Below are 15,193 nucleotides of genomic sequence, written 5' to 3' on the forward strand. Positions count from 1 at the left end.
AATGCTGAAACAAGACTTCACCATTGGCCCCTTCACTATCGCCCCCACCGGGGCGGTAGGCCCGCACCGCCAGCGCTTTAGCGTAATCTACATCGCCAAACACGGCGCCAAATACAGCGCCGAAATCGTCACCGACGCCGCCACCCAAGCCAGCGTGGCCGATGCCTCAAGCGAAACCATCACCAACCTTCGCAACGCTTTAAAAGCGGATAACGAAAGCACAACGTTAATCACGCTAACCAACATGCACGGCAACGTTATCAACGGCTTTCATGCCGCGGGCGTACTGCCCGACATGACGCCGGGCTTGATCGATGACCGCTCAGACTATTGGCTGGTTGATGAAAGCGGGCGCTACTCGCTGGATGTGAACCTTGCAGAATACGCCCACCAACGTGCAAGGCATGAGCTTCCTAAGCGCGCCTGGATTGCCGACCTGCTACCCGGCGATATACTCACCACTGACCCAGACGAATGGCGAGCCCCCACCGCCTGGGAGATCCGCCACTTAGTCGGTGAAGGTAGCTTTATCGGCATTAGCGGGGCCAAAGCTGCCGCGCTGGTAGGCGTCAATCCTTCGAGCTTTAGAAAGTACACCGCACAAGACGGCGCTAAATCCCGGCAGAACATGAGCTTTGCGATGTGGCATCTACTACTGCACCGGCTGGGCGTTCAAACGATGCGGGCGGGGGCGGTATGAACCTTTCACGCTACAACGACAAAGAGCTAATCGAACTTATTCAAGCGGCCAGCGCAGAGCTGGCCGAACGGGCAGCGCGACCCGAAATCAAACGCGTGGCAGCGCCCAAGCAAATGATCATTATGCGTGAACCGCCCGAGCATCAAAAAGAGTTCTGCCTGAGCATCAAGACGATGCTGAGCAAAGGCGCATATATCAACGCCAGCGAGCGGCACGAAGTGGCAGAGATAGCCGAAACCTACGGGGAGTGGGTGCGCCGCCAGGGGCTGCCCACCGAAAAAGGCACCAAGGTGTGGCGAGAAGCCAAGCAACACGCCACGATCTATAAAGCCGCCACCGAACGCTAGAAAAGCAAAAGCCCGCACTTGGCGGGCTTCCTGCTGCCTGCTCGGCAGATAATGCTAAGGCGTGCGTTAGTATTTCTAAGCTGCTTATTCAGCAGCAATGCACTAGCGAATGCTGATATTGCTAAGCCACCTGCTCGGTAGCTGGTAGGTCAACATAATCTCGCCCTGAGCCCAATGCAAGCGTAGATTAGTCATCGAGCTTCCAGGAGGCGCACCCCTAGGCTTTCATGGTGTAGGCGCTAGGGCCTCTTTCGTCAATTAGCTTAACGCTATCCTTATGCCTTTGCCCTACCCGCTTTATCTCATTGGCCATTAGTCTGTGGTTCTTTGCGCAGATCATTTTCTCAGCACCGCGGCGCATGAGCACCGCGTCACGGTGCTTATCTGTCACTCTCACCATCTCTGTCCGCGCGCAGCAGCGTAGTGCATCTTTTGCCTCAGAGGGTGAGCGCCAAGTCTTGCCAGCAATAAGCGGAAAGAAAATTAGTCCAATCACAATTAACCTCCAAAGTTTGCGCCTTTTCCGACGCTATCTAGCGAATAGAAGCCTAGCAACGCCAATAAGCAGCGAAATAAGCACCAAGGCCAGTAGCATATTGCCTAGCCATGGCCTGCGCTCGACAAAGCGTATCAGGCGTAGGTTGATCACCGCCTCAGACCTTGCCTTGCCGAATAGCAATGCCTAGCTGCCGACCCTCTTCCCAGGTATCAGCAAGGTCATAGCATTCAATAACAACATAGGGGTTGTCAGAAAGCCCGCAAGAGCCAGAAAAGCGCACGCCATGCTCGAAGGCGCGCCTTGGGGAGTCGCTAGGCTCTACGCGATCATCACGCCCAAAGCGATCACGGTCACCTTTCTGGGCATATATATGATCTAGCCGTGAAGTCAAAAGCTCTGACATGGCGTCGTCACAGCGCGTGATATGCCAAGGCTTCATGTCATGAAACAAGACCATGGAATCACATGAATCGCAGAACACATTGTCATGCAGCTTTGTCTTGGTGACGCCATCGCCGTGGAAAAGGAATGTTTTGGGATCCCATACAAGCTCTTTCGGGTCGTCTTCAACGGCCTCTCTGATCGTGTAGCCGATCGTGCCTTCGGCACATTTTGGGCAAGCAAATCTCCACCACTGCATGAACCAGCCCCGCTATAAATTAATTGAACCAAAGGGAGACCCGCCGCTACGCAAGGGGAAGCTGCTGTACCACTCGCGAAAGGCCTCAAGCTCAGCGCGCTCCTTAATGGCGTCCACAAGCTTCCCGCGTAGAGTGTGATCAAAACCATCACCCACCCGTTCAGACACCTCAATGCTCACGCCTTGTCCGCCGCCCATGTCATCGTTAGCGAGCGCTTCAGAGCTAACCTTGCTCCCGGCAGGAAGAACGCGCGAAGCCGACTCGACAATGGCTTCGCGATATGGGAAAAACTTGCTCTCTAGCAGAATTACCACTTCCATTGCAGCACCTCACTTGATGGCTAAATCGCTACTGAAACTCAGTAGGTTTTGACAGATAGTTTACCACATCACCCAGCTCTTCTAGCCGCTGCTGGTACTCGTAGGTCATGCACGCCTCAACCCGGCAATCGTTACGCTGCTCTATCCATTGGCGCTGGTCGTTACGCCAAAAGTCCTCGTCACCGTCAGCAGAAACCACCTGGCCATAAAGGCTAGACAGCGCCCTATCAAGTTCAGACAGCCGATCGCTACCGCAGATCATGCGCTCAACGTCCGTTCCTGCCTGGCTGCAATCAAAGCTAGGGCCCACTTGTGCAGGCTCGCCAGCCACAATGCCCTCGGCAGCGCTGGCGTCGTACCCCTTCGCCATCAAGAACGCGACACCTAGCTCGTCATAGTCATCACTTGCCGGACGCCGCACGAAGGTCAGATAATCAGTGCCACGGGTAGGCGTTGTCAGTACCGCCATGCCGCCCATACGCTTCAGCGTCGCCAGTCGCCCTCCTTCCCCCAGCCGAAAATTGACCGACCGGTTGTCACGGTCAACGGATTCAAACGCCGGTTCTAGCGAGGTACGACTAAACGCCATAAGCAGTGTGCCCTCGACATGTGCTACCCGAAACAGTGACTGAGCCACCTCGCCAACCCCAGGCACAAACTTGTCAGACTGCGAGTAAACGCCCTCGAATTCCTGCTCAATGTAACGGGCATCGTCGGCACTCATCGCCAGTAAAGGCCCTGAAAAAGCAGCCACAACGGTGGCAGTCAGCACGCTTACAGCACGCAACATAGTAGGCTCCTCGCCTGAACGTTTAGGCCTGCCATCCTACACGACATCGCCAAACAACTCTTCGACCTCGCTTTCAAAAGTGTCGCCCAGCGTGCGTTCATTGCCGCCTTTCTCCTGGCTAGCCGTGTACACCAGGCCTTCAATAAACGCGAAACAGACCGCATCCCACAAATCAGGCGAGGACATGCCCTCCCACTCCTTGGAGTGTTTAGGCGGTACCCGTATGCGCCCGCGATCGGTGAAGGTTTTCGGTATGCGGCTGGATTGCGACAACATGGCGTTGCGATGCTCACCGGTCAGTATCGCCAGCCTCCCCTCCTTTGCAGCGCGCGCCGCTTGGTGCATCGCTTGTGCGCGGAGGTTCATGTAGCGCTCTTTGTTTTTGTTCTGGAAGCATGGATTGCCCCAGTTAATGCGGTGCACAGGCTTACCCAAGTCCTCCAAGTCCTGACAAACGTTGATGCCCAGGCCGCCAGAGTCAGGCACATATAAAACCCCATCATAGGGCTCGCCCTGCTCGGCAACGGCCCCTGCAAACACGTTAGAGCGCACGTTATTGGTCACCACTGGCACGGAAACCACCTCAACACGCCTGGCGTCAGGGCCGCGATCGCCATAGCCGATAACCCTTGCGACGACGATCGTGGACTTATCGCGCAGCCCTTCACCGCTGGCAATATCCGACAGCACTACCCAGCCGTAGGGTTCGTTTTCGCCGATGATGCGCCCACGCTTGTACATGGCTGTGGCCACCGGCAGATTCATCATGTGCTTGCCGGATTCTTGCGGGAACAGGCCTAGCAGACGCACGCGACGCTCATCATCGTCGTAGCTGTCCCAGAGCTCTTTAAGCGCCTGGTCGCTAACCAGCGGCGATTCAAGAGAGGAGAACACCAGCGGCGTCCAATCCCCGCCATTCAGCTTGCTCAAGTCGTGGTGCGTACGGAAGAAGAAGCCAACATTGCGGGTCGGCTGCGAGGTCAGCAGCATCCGGTTATGTTGCTCGGTCAATGCACCGCGTAGCGTGGTTACCACGGCGTCAGGCAGCGTTGACGCTTCATCCCCGATAATCATTAGCCACTCGCCGTGGCGACCGGCCATTTTGTTGGCGGTTTTTTCGTTGGCGGTTTTCGACTCCACGAACCAAGTGTCGGTAAACCCCAGCACCCGCATGGTGCCATTGGCGAGTATTTCGATATGGTCCGCTATCCAGCCATACGGGCCTTGGCGGATACGCTCGACCGCCATGCCAATCTCTTTCCATAGCGTCGCTTTAAGCTGGGCCATGTCATTGGCGGTCAGCAGCGTAATGGATTGCGGGTAGCACAGCAGGTGCCAAAGCACGATCGTCGCCAATGCGGTGGTTTTACCAGTACCGTGGCCAGACGCGACGGACACCATCGAGCGCGAAGGCGCCACGCTGTTGTAGAGCGTGATTTGCTGGGGGGTCGGGGGCAACTCCACCACGTCGATAGCAAAACCGCACAAGTCGCCGGCAAAATCGTCGCTGAACTCTTCCCAGCGTGGATCCTCGTGTAACAGGGTGCGCTTTTTAGCCATCGTCTATGCCCCCCGTGTCGCCGTCGATAATCAGGCCTAAGCGATCGGCACGGTTGCGCATGTCACGCTCTATGCTTGCGGCCTTCTCTAGCGCGGCCTCGATGCGCTCGCGGCGTGCCTCACGATCCACCAGGGCAATGCTGGGCTTCTCTTCAACCTCAACCTTGTTCTTCCACTGCTCAGGCTGACGGTTCGTGAGCCAAAAGGTCGCTGCGCTGGTGTCGGGGTGCACCACCTCCGTGTAGGGAACCACCACAGGCACGCCCTTGTACTGAAACACCTTGGTCGCCCGGTGCGTAAAGCCGGTGGCTCTCTTGTACAAGCTGCTCGCCACGTTGGCATCCGCTACCCCGCGCCCTTCCTCCATCGCAATACCAAACTCAGGATGCGCGCTCATCCAGTTGTAGATGGTCTGCTCGGTCACCCTAAGCAAGGCGGCAACATCGGCGGGCGTAGCCCCTAACAGGCAGTGCTTATAAGCCAAGCCAGGGAAGGCCGGGTGGTACTTAGTGGAGCCTCCGCTTTCAAAGATTCCCGTCAGAGGGCTTTCGTCATATTCCTCTAAGGATTGTGTGCGCACGCGTGAAAGGGTCAAAGCGTGAGATACGGCATCCTCCCCTTCGTCGTCCTCTTCCCAGCTAATAGAATCAGCATCTTCCAGCGGTACGGCTTTATCTTTGAGCTCTTCGGGCAGCTCTTCCAGATCCTCGACGGGATGGGCAGGCTTCGGTTTTCGGTTAGCGTGGCGGTTAGCTTTCTGGTTAGCGCTAACTTTCTTGCTAACGTCACGCTTACTTTTTGAAGAGTGCTTACCAGTACCGGCGCTCCATCCTTCGGACTTCGCGCGCTTGATTATTGCCGCATCGCTAACTCCATACTTAGCAGCCAGCGCCCGGTAAGGAGTGCCGTTCTCTTCGCGGTCTTTTCGGACTTCCGCCCACTGCTCTAATGAAAGCCTAGCCATCAGCTGTACACCAGATCCAATTCAGGCTGAGCACCACCAGCAGCGGCGCTGGCTTCACGGTGCAGGCGCTTAAGGCGAGCATCGGCGGTTCTTGCGGTAGCAGCAGCAGAGCTTACGGCTGATTGGAGGCGTGCACCGCCCTTTACGTCTCCCCAGCGGCGGGGGTTTAGCTCTTCCACGCGGGCAATGGCCGTTTGCGCCTCATGTATTTGGTCAGACATAAGGGAAACTAGCTGCTCTACCACGGCGACTTGATCTTGAACCTTGCGGGTAACCAACATGTCACGCCAGCGGTGACGCTCCCACTCTTCGCGCATTAGGATGATGGTGTCTCTTGCGGCATGGCATCGCAGCTCATCTACTTCCATGCTTTCGGTGTTGCCCAGCAGGTAGTCAACAGACACGTCATAGAGCAATGCGGCGCGCTTAACGACCCATAGCGGTATCTGGCTGGAGTCCTTGCCCCCTTCGATCTTGGCGAGCTTGGTGGAGTTTGAGTAGCCAATGAGCTGAGCCGCCTTCACCTGCGAATAGCCTTGGATCTCTCTCGCTTCACGTAAGCGCTCCCCTACGCTGCGGGCTAGCAACACTTGTTCTTGACGCGTTGGTACGCCACGCCCACCGCTTTGTTTGCGCCCTACTACTGCATTTGCCGCCGCTTCGACCTGCTCCATGCCCTTGCTCCCCTCAGACCGATTCGTTGTTGCTGTGCTGCTCTGCCACGCTGCGAGCCTTGCTGGCCTTACGCCACATGCCTAGCCGATCATCACCGACATAAGCTGCAAACCACGTTTCACCGCTTAATCCAAACTTAGTAACTCTGTATTTGCCCGATCGTAGGCAGTAATCGTTAATCTGCTGCCACTCAAGCGCCTTGGGGTGCTCAATCACGCCCACTCCGTTAGCGGTCGATGCTCAATTGGCATCCAGTCACGCCCAGGGCGTAGCAACTGGCCTTGGAAGTTTTCGTAGTAGTGGCTCACGTTCATGGCAAAGGGCTGATCTGGGCACATTCGGTTGCAGCAGCCCAAGCGCGCCATGTAGGCGATATGTCCGCAGGTATGGCACTTAGTAACCACGGAAGGCTCCAGCATGAACTCTTGGTTAGCCTCGGCCTGCCATATGCGGCGCTGCTCTTCGCTAACCGGCTCCACGTCCTCAAACATGGCGCTTAGGTTTTGGGATAGGCTCACTCGAACACCTCCGTACTCCATCCGCCGCCAGCCTTCTTGGCGCGCTTCTTAACGGCAATAAAGCGGAAGGGAAATAGTTCAGCAGCCACTTTGATCTTGATCCTTGCGTCATCCCGCCAAAAACCTTTCACTTCGTGTATCTCTATCAGGCCATCGGCGCGCAACACTGCGAAGTCGGGCGTGTACCGCGTGTTGTCTGCTAACTTGAACGTCATGCCCTCAAAGGAGTACCAGAGTATTTCGCCAGCCTGCTTATTAGCCTCCAGCAGTTCGGCGTAGGCCGCCTCTGTCTGGTTCATCTTCCCGGCCTTCATGCGCCCTAGGGCTAAATCACGCGTCATTCCCGGTACTCCAGCGGTTCGCCGTTCTCATCCCAGTCCTTGGCTAGGTGGAGGCCCAGCCCGATCAGGAAGGCACACCCCGCTATTAGCGTGCCGATTAATACCCAAATACTCATCACTTCACCGCCTTGACTAGCTGTCGTCTAGCCAGTTGATCCAATGTCAGCACAATGGCTTCATTCATACGTGCGCGGCGCTCTTCACGGCTCAGCTCCTTGCCGTTGTCAATCTCGTGATGGCACTTAGGGCAGAGCGCAGCGGTCAGAGCATCGCTAGCCTTTTGGTCTCTGCCGCGGTGTTGGTTGCTGTGAGCTGCCTGTATCCCCCATGCACCACACAGCACACAGCTATCAATCTCGTGCACATTGCTTAGCCACTGGCGGGACCGGTGCGGCTTGGTGGGTAGGTAGCACTCATTGGGAAGCATTAGTCGCCCTCCCACTCATCGACACATAGCTCTTCACAGGTTTGCTCGAACAAACAGTCGCTACAAAGCGCTTCGCCATCATCATTGAATCCAATCGCCTTATCGGTGCATTTCTCGCATTCACCTAGCATTACGCAGCCTCCCGGTATTCTCTGCCGAATTGCTCTCTCACTTGCGGGCCTCCTTGTACTGGTCATAGAGCGCTAACGCGGGTTCGCTCCACTGGACGCCCTGCTCGGTACCGAAGGCGTACATGCACTCAATCAGGTCGCAAAAGACGCGCTTGCTCATACGGCTAGTGCTAAGCCCCACCATCACGATGCCGCCATCCATACCCGGTACCATGCGGTGACGCTTCAGGGCAGCCGTTGAAAAGTCCTTCCACTCCGCTGGAGTCAGCTTGTAGCCGTACCAGGTCACTTGTTCAGACAGGTCGTTAAGCATCGGCCAAAGCTTCTTGTTTTGGTCGCTAGTGCGGTTTTCCTCTACGCGGGTAAGAATTAACCGGACAGGCCCAGCCCTAAGCCCGCGAACGGCCATTTCAGTCGCTTGGCCAATCACCGGCATTAGCTCCCTTTGCGAACTGATCAAATACTCAACCTGGGTGGCGGAACGTTTTTGTGTCATACCTCACCCTTAGGGCCTTGCCGATCTTCCATAAAGACCTTGGCATGCGCCTTGGCGGCATAGACGTGACCAATACAGGGCCGCGTAGGCTCGCCAGTTGCCTCATCAACGCCACGGGCATGGCACAAGAACCTCTCGGCGCTCTCCAGCACCATGTCTGTGTCCTGCTGGGTATCGAAACACTGGTTAGCCACCGTGCCCGCGCGATAAGCGCATCCCATGCATACGCGCTCGCGGGCATGCTTAGGCACGCGATCGGCCTGCTTTAGGCCCACCAATGCTCCCTTCAGGCTGGGGTAGTTCAGTTTTTCGGCAGAGTACGGATGCAGGTCGGTTTCTTGGATCAAGGTGTCTATGGCGTGCTGCTTACCGTTATCGATTACCTGTTCACTTAACTCGGTTAAATCAGCGAACAGCTCGAGTAACGCCTCTGCCCCTTCCTTCACGGCATAGCGCAATAGAATCTCTACACGCTCCTCACGGCGATCGGCAAAGGCGACCTGGTGTAGTGCGTCACGCGCTTTAGTTGAAATATCGCTCATGCGGCACCTCGCTGAGTTCGGTAGCTACTCCAGTCGAGCTTGAGCGTAGCGCCGCCACCTTCCTGCATCCGGTCGATGATGCGCTTTCCCATGTAGTCTTCGAGCTGGTCAGCCTCAAGGTTGCTTATCAGGATCGTGGGAAGCATCTGCTTGTAGCGTTCATTGATGATTTTGAAGAGCATCAGGCGTTCCCACTCGGTACCCAGTTGCGCGCCGACTTCATCCAGAATAAGCAGGTCTAAGCCACCGACGAAGGCGCGGATAGCCTCACGCTCGCTTGCGCCCTTTTCCTTGCTGAATGCGCGCTCTTTGATCAGGTCGATCAACTCGTAAACGTCAATGCCCATGACCACGCGACCGCTGGCTAGCAGTGCATTGCCAATCGCATAGGCTAAGTGGCTCTTGCCTGTTCCCACGCTACCAGTGAAGATCAGCCCACCACCCTGTGCCAGCCGTTCATCAAACTTGGTAACGTAGGCGCGGCAAACACTCTGCACGTAGGCTTGCTCGCGGCTGCTGGCCTCAAATCCAGCCAGGGACTTGTCAACAAACCGCTTAGGGATCAGTGATTGTTCACGCAATTTCTCAAGTCGCCGACGGCTGCTGGTTTCGTTGGTCTGGCTCACTTCTGCCTGGCTAACGCCCTTGGCATCGTCCATCACGCACTCAGGGCATCCCGCCCACTGGCCGTTAGGCATTTTGGTGTTGGCAAACGCGCCATGAATCCGGCAGTTTTCAGCTTTGGTGTCAGCGGTACCGGCTAGCATGCTGGCTAGCTGGCCGCGCACCTTGGGGGTGGTCGTCAGTGGCTGTCCCATGGTTAGTCCCTCGCCCATTCAGGTAATTCGAGATCGTTGGCGCCGTAGGAGCCCACCGGCATCGGTTGGGCAAAGCCCTTGCGGCCGTCGCTGCGCTGAGGGCTTGCACCACACCCGCCCAGGCGGTTGATCAACCACTGGGCTTTGACGCCCTGCCAGCCTGCCAAAATGGCTTCGTCAATCGCTTGATCCGGTGTCATGCCTGGGATTGCTTCGCTGGCCTTCACGGCTTCGCCAAGCGCGAGTGTTAGGGCTCGCTGCGTTAGCGGTTTTTTAAGCGCCTTGCGGTGATCGATGAACGCCTTGGCGGCTTCGGCAGAAACCCCGCTCGGCAGGTCGGTAAGATCAAGTGCAGCCGGTTTTGCTTTGGCAGGTTTCTTCGGCGCAGCAGGCTTTGGATTTTCTGGAGCGGAATCGCTATCCCCATCGAACGTAGTGAGATGGGGTTTGTCTTTCATGTCTTTAGGTGTCACCCCATTTTGGGGTGACTCAGATACCCCATTTTGGGGTGACTCACCCCATTCTGGATCGGCCTTCCGTTTTGGGGTAACTCGCGCCTTTTGAGCAGTGAAATCCCACTCGGAAACCGTTTTGTTGATACGCACAGGAGAACGGCCACCGCCACGACGAGTAACCACTTTTTTGCGGATAAGGCTATTAAGGGTTTCGGAACACTTACCCTCTGGCATGCCCGTCATCTCGCTTATGACGGATGCAGCGATCCAGTCTTCAGCTTTGTTCCAGCCATAAGTCATGCGCTCAATAACCCGGATGACGCGAGCCTCGCGACTTGTAAGAGGAGCGCGCATAAAAGCCTCTACGAGCGCATTGGCGGTTCGTGTGTATCCGTCTTCCACTTGGATACTCCTGCTCTCAGGCGCGGCTTGCTGCTGAGCCTGATAGCGTTCGTGGTCTGATATATGGGCTAGATTGCTCATGCCGAATCCTCCCTGCCGAAAAGCTCGGCCAGATCGACGCGATAGCACTCCATCCATGCCATAGCAGGCCAAGCCACCACCTCGCCATACCGTGGGCATGGAACCTTGTTCGGAACGATGTTGTTGGCCTTGCACCATTTTTTGAGCGGCTGGAAGCCTTGTTTGCCGTACTTGCAGCCCATCGCTTTCTCAACGGCAGTTACCGTTGCTTCTTCCGAATTTCGGCCTAGCTCACGCTCTAACTGTTTCATCTTGCGACTGGCAGCGGACAGCTTGCCCATTACCGAGGCTTCGCGGCTGCTGCTGATTTGCGCTTTAGTGGCAATGGCGTGTTCAATTTCGCGCTGCTGCTGCTCAATGCGCTCAGCTTGGTCGGCAGCAAGGCGTAGCGCTTCAGCCATTGAAGCGGGCAGGTGGTAGGGCTGCTCCTTGAGTTTCAGCTTTTCCAACACAGAGCGGCGGACGGCTTTTGACTCTCGCATTGACACCAATAGGCACTGATCGTGATTAAGTCGAAAACCTTGTGAAGGGCGGCCACCACTAGGCCCGGCAGGTATTACGAAAGTTTCGTAAAACTCCCCTTCCAGCTCATCAACGACGCGAGCATGAAAATCGTTGCGGCGAATAGCGCTTTGCTCATGCTCTTGGCGAGAAGCGTTAATCACATTGAGCAGATCGAGACTCGACATCGTTGGGCCGCTTAACACCATTGGCATATTCATGAGTCACCTCCCGCCCTACGGCATTGGCTTTCCAGACGGCGCAGCGCATTTCGCTCAATGCGACGAGCCTCAACAAAGGCCCTGTAGGCGTCGTCTGTTACTTCAAAAAAATCTGGCGCTTCTAGGGCGTCTTTCATCGATCGCCCGTAGTCGTTATCCGTAAGCCACTCATTGCGAAGCTCCACGTATCGCCGCCGCGCCTGTTTGCGCTCTAGCGCAGCATGGTGATACGCCATAGCGGCTTGACCGACGCTGACATAAGCGGCCATTAACTGGACGCTCGCCTGTGTTTCAGCTAACATTGCTTTACTCATCTGCAAGACCTCATCTGTATTTCAGATGGAAGAATCAACGCCCCGCGGTGCCAGCCGATCGGGGCGTTTTCTTTGGAAAAAGGACGGTAAATGACCATCCGAGCATGGTGGGCACGCCTCAAAGAGCGCTTTTGGGACAAAGAAATAGAAGAGATTGAACACCCACAAGTGGCGGGTTTCTTTGTTCGCACACCGCCGCTGCGCAGCGCATGGGAAAGCACCGCAAAATTGCTCCAGCGATGCCGAAGGTTTTGGCCGGATGTGCTGGTAGGTGTTCTGTCAGGCATTATCACTACCCTCCTGCTGCGCTGGGCGGGTCTCTAGCTCGTCAGCCATCTCCCGTAAGCACGCCACCTGCTCTGCACGCGACATGTCCGGCTTGAATAGAAAGCAAGGCAGCGGGTGAGCCCCCACGCCAGCACTTGACGTTTTGCTCGATGGCGCAGACAACCACCCCGCGATAAACGAGCCCGCTGCCACCCCGCCCATGGTCAGCAGCAATTCTGTTGTAATGCCGTCAATCATCATTGTTTAGCCACCGCCAAGCGAACGCCTGGATTCCGTCCCAGCACCTTCCGCTCAATCAGTGATCTCGTGCTCATTAGCGCTACGATCGCGTCGTCAATTTCCGTTAATGCCTCGTCAGCCATCGGCAGATCGTTAGGACTGAGCTTCTTGTCATGCAGCATGCGAGACATGACCGCCATCACGTCGCCCGTTTCACGGCTAATTGCGCCAAGGGCAGCAAAACCACATGCCATTTGATCGTCGCTGTCTGGACGCTTAACGCCCATGAAGCCGTGACGACGAACCAGCCCGACGCGAGCAAAATCGTCACCGAATGACTCAAGTGCGTCGCACCAGGGCTCTTCCAGCCACGACGGGAACTCCACCGCGCCGCTTGCCCACCGCTGAACCCGCTTTGCCCAGCTCATTACGGCGTGGTCGTACTCTTCGGAGACAGACGTGAAAGCGCCCAGGTTAGGCAGGTGCAGGGATTCCGCCTTGCTAGGGCATGAAGCAAACACCTGCCGATTCAATTCGCGAGCAAAGCGCTCGCATGCCACTCCCCGCTGTTCTTTGAGCTGGCCTAATGCATCGCGCAAGAGTGCGTCTCGGCTTGGGTGTCGGTAGCTGGACATAGAGATGTCTCCTACTGATATCTAAAGTGGTTGTTAGGCGGCGCTTAGGGGGAATACGTCATCAATAGAAACGTCGACGCCGCGGGCGCGTATTGCAGCAATAATCTTTTTCGCCACCTCAAAACTTGGAGTGCGAGTGCCAGATTCATAATTGGCAATTGCTGATTGGCCCAGGTCACAGGCTTCAGCGAGTTCCCGCTGTGTCATGTCGGCCTTGGCCCGGAGAATACGAATGTCCATGTCATCGCCTCAGGCTGTTTTAACCGAGAATATCACATTTTGTGGTTTCATCAATCACGAATCGTCGAGTGACTTAATCACGCAGCGTGTTAATAATGTGCGTTTAACGCACAAAGCAGCAGCGCAAGCAGAGCGCAAGCTTTATGAAAGGGGCTATGCAGTGGGGTCTATTGGCGAGCGCATAAAGGCTGCGAGGGTAAAGGCAGGCATGACCCAGCCAGATCTAGCTCGCGCCTGCGGCTGGGGAAGCCAAGGGCGTGTTTCTAATTATGAGCGCGGACTTAGAGAGCCAAAGAGCGGCGATGTCACGCTCCTGGCCAGGGCGCTTGGCGTTACAGAGGGCTATCTTTGGACGGGCGATCAGCTTAGCCATAATGAGCATTTGTCTAACTCAGGGGCGGAAGTCAATGTTGTCCCTGCAACCAATACAGCAGGAGCTTGCCCAGAAATCAGCTGGGTACAGGCTGGTGCGTGGTCAGAGGTTTGCCACGTTGAGAGAGACCCTGAGGCCATAACATGGCATCCACGGCCTACTGGCGCCTCAGAAACCACCTTTGTTTTGCGCGTAGTTGGTGAATCAATGGTGCCTGAATATATGCCTGGCACTCTTATTTATGTTGACCCCGAGCGCTCGGCGGAAAACGGCAAAGATGTAGTGGCGGTGCTAACAGAAACCGGCGAAGCGACTTTCAAGCGGTTTATTGAAGAGCCTGGTCACGGAAGAATGCTCAAGGCCCTAAATCCTGACTGGCACGAACCCTACATAAAGATTAATGGAAACTGTCGCGTAGTAGGCGTGGTAGTGGCCGATATGAGACTGCGCTAAAGGAGATCCACATGCCCTCGGATATTGAGCAGCTTAAGTCAGTCTGCGGGGATGCGCTGACAATCCCTAAAGACATCAAGGCGATACACCAACTGTTTTCCGAGGAAGGCATTCCCTGCTTAGAAGTAATTGAAACACCCAAGCTCAATGCTCATAGCCTTATCCATCCTAGAATTGATGCTGGTCTCGACATCATTGACCGCCTAAAGGGTTCGCCAGCTCAGAACATAAGCCTTGTGGTTATCGAGACGACCAAAACTTGCCCTGATGGATACGAAAATACCGCCATCGGCTACAATCCCGGCCACCATTTTAGCTTTTTCTTTGGCAATGACGCTCCAGAGAAGAGAGCTCGCGAAGAGCATCAGGCGTTAGCCAGCAAGCCATTAGGCATAGATATTTATCTGCTCTCTGCAAGCGGGCTTTGCTTCGCTTACAGGCGCTCTTCGTGGCAATCGCTTGTGCTCAGCCCAACCGATGAAGACCCTTTCATAGATGATGAATATGATGATCCGCTTTATGATGAGGCTGAAGAAGCGGCATACCAAGAACATCAAGAGAGAGTGGCGGATCTGGGGCAAGAGCTGGCCTACGCTTCAGGATGGGGATTGTGTAGCAATCATCAGCAACGTATTTATTTTGCAGGAAAATTCTTCATTGACCGCGACAGCGTCGAGCAAGACCATTTATATGGTGCAGTTGAGAGAGCAAAAATAATTTTTGATATGGAAGTTCTTCCCAAAAAAGTTGCTGACCTCCATCAGAACGGCAAGACCCCAAAGGAAATCGCCGCCGAAACGGGATGCAGCCAAGCCAAGGCAAAACGCATTATTGCATCAATGAAGGAAAGAGTTGACGGTTAGCGCCCTACTAGACAGGCCAGAAGCAACCATAAGCCACTACACCAACCCGCCAATCGGCGGGTTTTTTTGTGCGAGTAATTTAATGATTTTAAACACGTTTCGTTTTTTACATTCAAAATATCACGTATCGTGGTTGACAGATAAAACACAATGCGTGATATTTAACACACCGACGGGGCACACGGCTTCACCGGAAACGCTCTTTAAAAATCTATCACGCCCTCCCCTTGGCTTTGTAAGGGGGCACCTGTCCGGCCTCATGCCGGACAGGTGGGCACGCTGACCCTAGCGGGTCGTCGGGATAATCGCGGTGGAATGCCGTAGACCCTGGCGGGCGCCGGCAAGCGCGGAGGTAAGCGACTCCACAGCGTGCAATCAA

25 protein-coding genes are annotated in these 15,193 nt (G+C 55.5%); 5 read left to right on the forward strand and 20 right to left on the reverse strand.

All coding sequences use genetic code 11. The features are described 5' to 3' along the window. Position 1 precedes the first annotated feature (1 nt). Together V8L71_RS07960 and V8L71_RS07965 are read left to right on the forward strand one after the other, a co-directional pair. Positions 2-700, forward strand: a complete 699-nt coding sequence (locus V8L71_RS07960; RefSeq protein WP_336273742.1) for a hypothetical protein — start codon at positions 2-4, stop codon at positions 698-700. Beyond that, positions 697-1,047 carry a hypothetical protein gene (locus V8L71_RS07965; protein WP_336273743.1) on the forward strand — a complete coding sequence of 117 codons (351 nt, stop codon included), beginning with the start codon at positions 697-699 and terminating at the stop codon, positions 1,045-1,047. The genes V8L71_RS07960 and V8L71_RS07965 overlap by 4 nt, the downstream gene beginning before the upstream one ends. Positions 1,048-1,700: 653 nt before the next feature. On the opposite strand, the gene V8L71_RS07970 is transcribed toward V8L71_RS07965, so the two are convergent. The 17 genes from V8L71_RS07970 to V8L71_RS08050 all read right to left on the reverse strand — a co-directional run bounded on the left by V8L71_RS07970 (position 1,701) and on the right by V8L71_RS08050 (position 11,731). Beyond that, entirely contained in the window at positions 1,701-2,186 is a 486-nt protein-coding gene (locus V8L71_RS07970) for a hypothetical protein (RefSeq protein ID WP_336273744.1), read from the reverse strand. Positions 2,187-2,198: 12 nt separating this feature from the next. Further along, positions 2,199-2,507, reverse strand: a complete 309-nt coding sequence (locus V8L71_RS07975; protein ID WP_336273745.1) for a hypothetical protein — start codon at positions 2,505-2,507, stop codon at positions 2,199-2,201. Positions 2,508-2,535: 28 nt separating this feature from the next. Beyond that, positions 2,536-3,297 carry a lysozyme inhibitor LprI family protein gene (locus V8L71_RS07980; RefSeq protein ID WP_336273746.1) on the reverse strand — a complete coding sequence of 254 codons (762 nt, stop codon included), beginning with the start codon at positions 3,295-3,297 and terminating at the stop codon, positions 2,536-2,538. A 36-nt stretch (positions 3,298-3,333) separates the two neighbouring features. Then, on the reverse strand, positions 3,334-4,857 hold the full coding sequence (locus tag V8L71_RS07985; RefSeq protein WP_336273747.1) for a hypothetical protein: 1,524 nt from the start codon (positions 4,855-4,857) through the stop codon (positions 3,334-3,336). Beyond that, on the reverse strand, positions 4,850-5,821 hold the full coding sequence (locus tag V8L71_RS07990) for a hypothetical protein (protein WP_336273748.1): 972 nt from the start codon (positions 5,819-5,821) through the stop codon (positions 4,850-4,852). The genes V8L71_RS07985 and V8L71_RS07990 overlap by 8 nt, the downstream gene beginning before the upstream one ends. Further along, the gene (locus V8L71_RS07995; RefSeq protein ID WP_336273749.1) at positions 5,821-6,495 is read right to left on the reverse strand and encodes a helix-turn-helix domain-containing protein; all 675 of its coding nucleotides are present in this window, start codon (positions 6,493-6,495) and stop codon (positions 5,821-5,823) included. The genes V8L71_RS07990 and V8L71_RS07995 overlap by 1 nt, the downstream gene beginning before the upstream one ends. 13 nt (positions 6,496-6,508) lie before the next feature. After that, positions 6,509-6,712, reverse strand: coding sequence for a hypothetical protein (locus V8L71_RS08000; RefSeq protein ID WP_336273750.1), 204 nt, complete (start codon positions 6,710-6,712; stop codon positions 6,509-6,511). Then, the gene (locus tag V8L71_RS08005; protein WP_336273751.1) at positions 6,709-7,014 is read right to left on the reverse strand and encodes a hypothetical protein; all 306 of its coding nucleotides are present in this window, start codon (positions 7,012-7,014) and stop codon (positions 6,709-6,711) included. The genes V8L71_RS08000 and V8L71_RS08005 overlap by 4 nt, the downstream gene beginning before the upstream one ends. Continuing rightward, positions 7,011-7,355: a DUF1064 domain-containing protein gene (locus V8L71_RS08010; protein WP_336273752.1), complete on the reverse strand. Its 345-nt coding sequence runs from the start codon at positions 7,353-7,355 to the stop codon at positions 7,011-7,013. Before V8L71_RS08010 ends, V8L71_RS08005 begins: the two co-directional genes overlap by 4 nt. 115 nt (positions 7,356-7,470) lie before the next feature. Further along, a complete protein-coding gene (locus tag V8L71_RS08015; RefSeq protein WP_336273753.1) occupies positions 7,471-7,782 on the reverse strand; it encodes a hypothetical protein in 312 nt (103 codons plus the stop codon). Continuing rightward, positions 7,782-7,913 carry a hypothetical protein gene (locus tag V8L71_RS08020; protein WP_336273754.1) on the reverse strand — a complete coding sequence of 44 codons (132 nt, stop codon included), beginning with the start codon at positions 7,911-7,913 and terminating at the stop codon, positions 7,782-7,784. Before V8L71_RS08020 ends, V8L71_RS08015 begins: the two co-directional genes overlap by 1 nt. 37 nt (positions 7,914-7,950) lie before the next feature. Next, positions 7,951-8,409, reverse strand: coding sequence for a recombination protein NinB (locus tag V8L71_RS08025; RefSeq protein WP_336273755.1), 459 nt, complete (start codon positions 8,407-8,409; stop codon positions 7,951-7,953). After that, the gene (locus V8L71_RS08030; protein ID WP_336273756.1) at positions 8,406-8,951 is read right to left on the reverse strand and encodes a hypothetical protein; all 546 of its coding nucleotides are present in this window, start codon (positions 8,949-8,951) and stop codon (positions 8,406-8,408) included. The genes V8L71_RS08025 and V8L71_RS08030 overlap by 4 nt, the downstream gene beginning before the upstream one ends. Further along, positions 8,948-9,769, reverse strand: coding sequence for an ATP-binding protein (locus V8L71_RS08035; RefSeq protein WP_336273757.1), 822 nt, complete (start codon positions 9,767-9,769; stop codon positions 8,948-8,950). Before V8L71_RS08035 ends, V8L71_RS08030 begins: the two co-directional genes overlap by 4 nt. Before the next feature lie 2 nt (positions 9,770-9,771). Then, positions 9,772-10,707 carry a replication protein gene (locus tag V8L71_RS08040; RefSeq protein ID WP_336273758.1) on the reverse strand — a complete coding sequence of 312 codons (936 nt, stop codon included), beginning with the start codon at positions 10,705-10,707 and terminating at the stop codon, positions 9,772-9,774. After that, positions 10,704-11,429 carry a Rha family transcriptional regulator gene (locus V8L71_RS08045; RefSeq protein WP_336273759.1) on the reverse strand — a complete coding sequence of 242 codons (726 nt, stop codon included), beginning with the start codon at positions 11,427-11,429 and terminating at the stop codon, positions 10,704-10,706. Before V8L71_RS08045 ends, V8L71_RS08040 begins: the two co-directional genes overlap by 4 nt. Further along, positions 11,426-11,731, reverse strand: coding sequence for a hypothetical protein (locus tag V8L71_RS08050; protein WP_336273760.1), 306 nt, complete (start codon positions 11,729-11,731; stop codon positions 11,426-11,428). Before V8L71_RS08050 ends, V8L71_RS08045 begins: the two co-directional genes overlap by 4 nt. Positions 11,732-11,833: 102 nt before the next feature. On the opposite strand from V8L71_RS08050, the gene V8L71_RS08055 reads away from it, so the two are divergent. After that, the gene (locus tag V8L71_RS08055; RefSeq protein WP_336273761.1) at positions 11,834-12,067 is read left to right on the forward strand and encodes a hypothetical protein; all 234 of its coding nucleotides are present in this window, start codon (positions 11,834-11,836) and stop codon (positions 12,065-12,067) included. On the opposite strand, the gene V8L71_RS08060 is transcribed toward V8L71_RS08055, so the two are convergent. From V8L71_RS08060 to V8L71_RS08070, 3 genes are read right to left on the reverse strand one after another with little or no spacing between them, the layout of a single operon-like run. Beyond that, positions 12,023-12,271, reverse strand: coding sequence for a hypothetical protein (locus tag V8L71_RS08060; protein ID WP_336273762.1), 249 nt, complete (start codon positions 12,269-12,271; stop codon positions 12,023-12,025). The genes V8L71_RS08055 and V8L71_RS08060 overlap by 45 nt on opposite strands. Next, positions 12,268-12,885: a DUF8585 domain-containing protein gene (locus V8L71_RS08065; RefSeq protein ID WP_336273763.1), complete on the reverse strand. Its 618-nt coding sequence runs from the start codon at positions 12,883-12,885 to the stop codon at positions 12,268-12,270. The genes V8L71_RS08060 and V8L71_RS08065 overlap by 4 nt, the downstream gene beginning before the upstream one ends. Positions 12,886-12,918: 33 nt before the next feature. Next, a complete protein-coding gene (locus tag V8L71_RS08070) occupies positions 12,919-13,125 on the reverse strand; it encodes a helix-turn-helix transcriptional regulator (protein WP_336273764.1) in 207 nt (68 codons plus the stop codon). Between V8L71_RS08070 and V8L71_RS08075 the strand changes: the two genes are divergently transcribed. Both V8L71_RS08075 and V8L71_RS08080 read left to right on the forward strand, forming a co-directional pair. Beyond that, on the forward strand, positions 13,118-13,951 hold the full coding sequence (locus V8L71_RS08075) for a LexA family protein (protein WP_336273765.1): 834 nt from the start codon (positions 13,118-13,120) through the stop codon (positions 13,949-13,951). The genes V8L71_RS08070 and V8L71_RS08075 overlap by 8 nt on opposite strands. A gap of 11 nt (positions 13,952-13,962) precedes the next feature. Continuing rightward, positions 13,963-14,814: a hypothetical protein gene (locus V8L71_RS08080; RefSeq protein ID WP_336273766.1), complete on the forward strand. Its 852-nt coding sequence runs from the start codon at positions 13,963-13,965 to the stop codon at positions 14,812-14,814. Positions 14,815-15,193: the final 379 nt, after the last annotated feature.

The sequence above is a fragment of the Vreelandella indica genome (genome assembly GCF_037070225.1).
GTDB lineage: Bacteria > Pseudomonadota > Gammaproteobacteria > Pseudomonadales > Halomonadaceae > Vreelandella > Vreelandella arctica.

Coding starts and splice junctions, on each gene's coding strand:
- V8L71_RS07960 (WP_336273742.1), top strand. CDS start 2: ATGCTGAAACAAGACTTCACCATTGGCCCCTTCACTATCGCCCCCACC.
- V8L71_RS07965 (WP_336273743.1), top strand. CDS start 697: ATGAACCTTTCACGCTACAACGACAAAGAGCTAATCGAACTTATTCAA.
- V8L71_RS07970 (WP_336273744.1), bottom strand. CDS start 2,186: ATGCAGTGGTGGAGATTTGCTTGCCCAAAATGTGCCGAAGGCACGATC.
- V8L71_RS07975 (WP_336273745.1), bottom strand. CDS start 2,507: ATGGAAGTGGTAATTCTGCTAGAGAGCAAGTTTTTCCCATATCGCGAA.
- V8L71_RS07980 (WP_336273746.1), bottom strand. CDS start 3,297: ATGTTGCGTGCTGTAAGCGTGCTGACTGCCACCGTTGTGGCTGCTTTT.
- V8L71_RS07985 (WP_336273747.1), bottom strand. CDS start 4,857: ATGGCTAAAAAGCGCACCCTGTTACACGAGGATCCACGCTGGGAAGAG.
- V8L71_RS07990 (WP_336273748.1), bottom strand. CDS start 5,821: ATGGCTAGGCTTTCATTAGAGCAGTGGGCGGAAGTCCGAAAAGACCGC.
- V8L71_RS07995 (WP_336273749.1), bottom strand. CDS start 6,495: ATGGAGCAGGTCGAAGCGGCGGCAAATGCAGTAGTAGGGCGCAAACAA.
- V8L71_RS08010 (WP_336273752.1), bottom strand. CDS start 7,355: ATGACGCGTGATTTAGCCCTAGGGCGCATGAAGGCCGGGAAGATGAAC.
- V8L71_RS08015 (WP_336273753.1), bottom strand. CDS start 7,782: ATGCTTCCCAATGAGTGCTACCTACCCACCAAGCCGCACCGGTCCCGC.
- V8L71_RS08020 (WP_336273754.1), bottom strand. CDS start 7,913: ATGCTAGGTGAATGCGAGAAATGCACCGATAAGGCGATTGGATTCAAT.
- V8L71_RS08025 (WP_336273755.1), bottom strand. CDS start 8,409: ATGACACAAAAACGTTCCGCCACCCAGGTTGAGTATTTGATCAGTTCG.
- V8L71_RS08030 (WP_336273756.1), bottom strand. CDS start 8,951: ATGAGCGATATTTCAACTAAAGCGCGTGACGCACTACACCAGGTCGCC.
- V8L71_RS08035 (WP_336273757.1), bottom strand. CDS start 9,769: ATGGGACAGCCACTGACGACCACCCCCAAGGTGCGCGGCCAGCTAGCC.
- V8L71_RS08040 (WP_336273758.1), bottom strand. CDS start 10,707: ATGAGCAATCTAGCCCATATATCAGACCACGAACGCTATCAGGCTCAG.
- V8L71_RS08045 (WP_336273759.1), bottom strand. CDS start 11,429: ATGAATATGCCAATGGTGTTAAGCGGCCCAACGATGTCGAGTCTCGAT.
- V8L71_RS08050 (WP_336273760.1), bottom strand. CDS start 11,731: ATGTTAGCTGAAACACAGGCGAGCGTCCAGTTAATGGCCGCTTATGTC.
- V8L71_RS08055 (WP_336273761.1), top strand. CDS start 11,834: ATGACCATCCGAGCATGGTGGGCACGCCTCAAAGAGCGCTTTTGGGAC.
- V8L71_RS08060 (WP_336273762.1), bottom strand. CDS start 12,271: ATGATGATTGACGGCATTACAACAGAATTGCTGCTGACCATGGGCGGG.
- V8L71_RS08065 (WP_336273763.1), bottom strand. CDS start 12,885: ATGTCCAGCTACCGACACCCAAGCCGAGACGCACTCTTGCGCGATGCA.
- V8L71_RS08075 (WP_336273765.1), top strand. CDS start 13,118: ATGTCCATGTCATCGCCTCAGGCTGTTTTAACCGAGAATATCACATTT.
- V8L71_RS08070 (WP_336273764.1), bottom strand. CDS start 13,125: ATGGACATTCGTATTCTCCGGGCCAAGGCCGACATGACACAGCGGGAA.
- V8L71_RS08080 (WP_336273766.1), top strand. CDS start 13,963: ATGCCCTCGGATATTGAGCAGCTTAAGTCAGTCTGCGGGGATGCGCTG.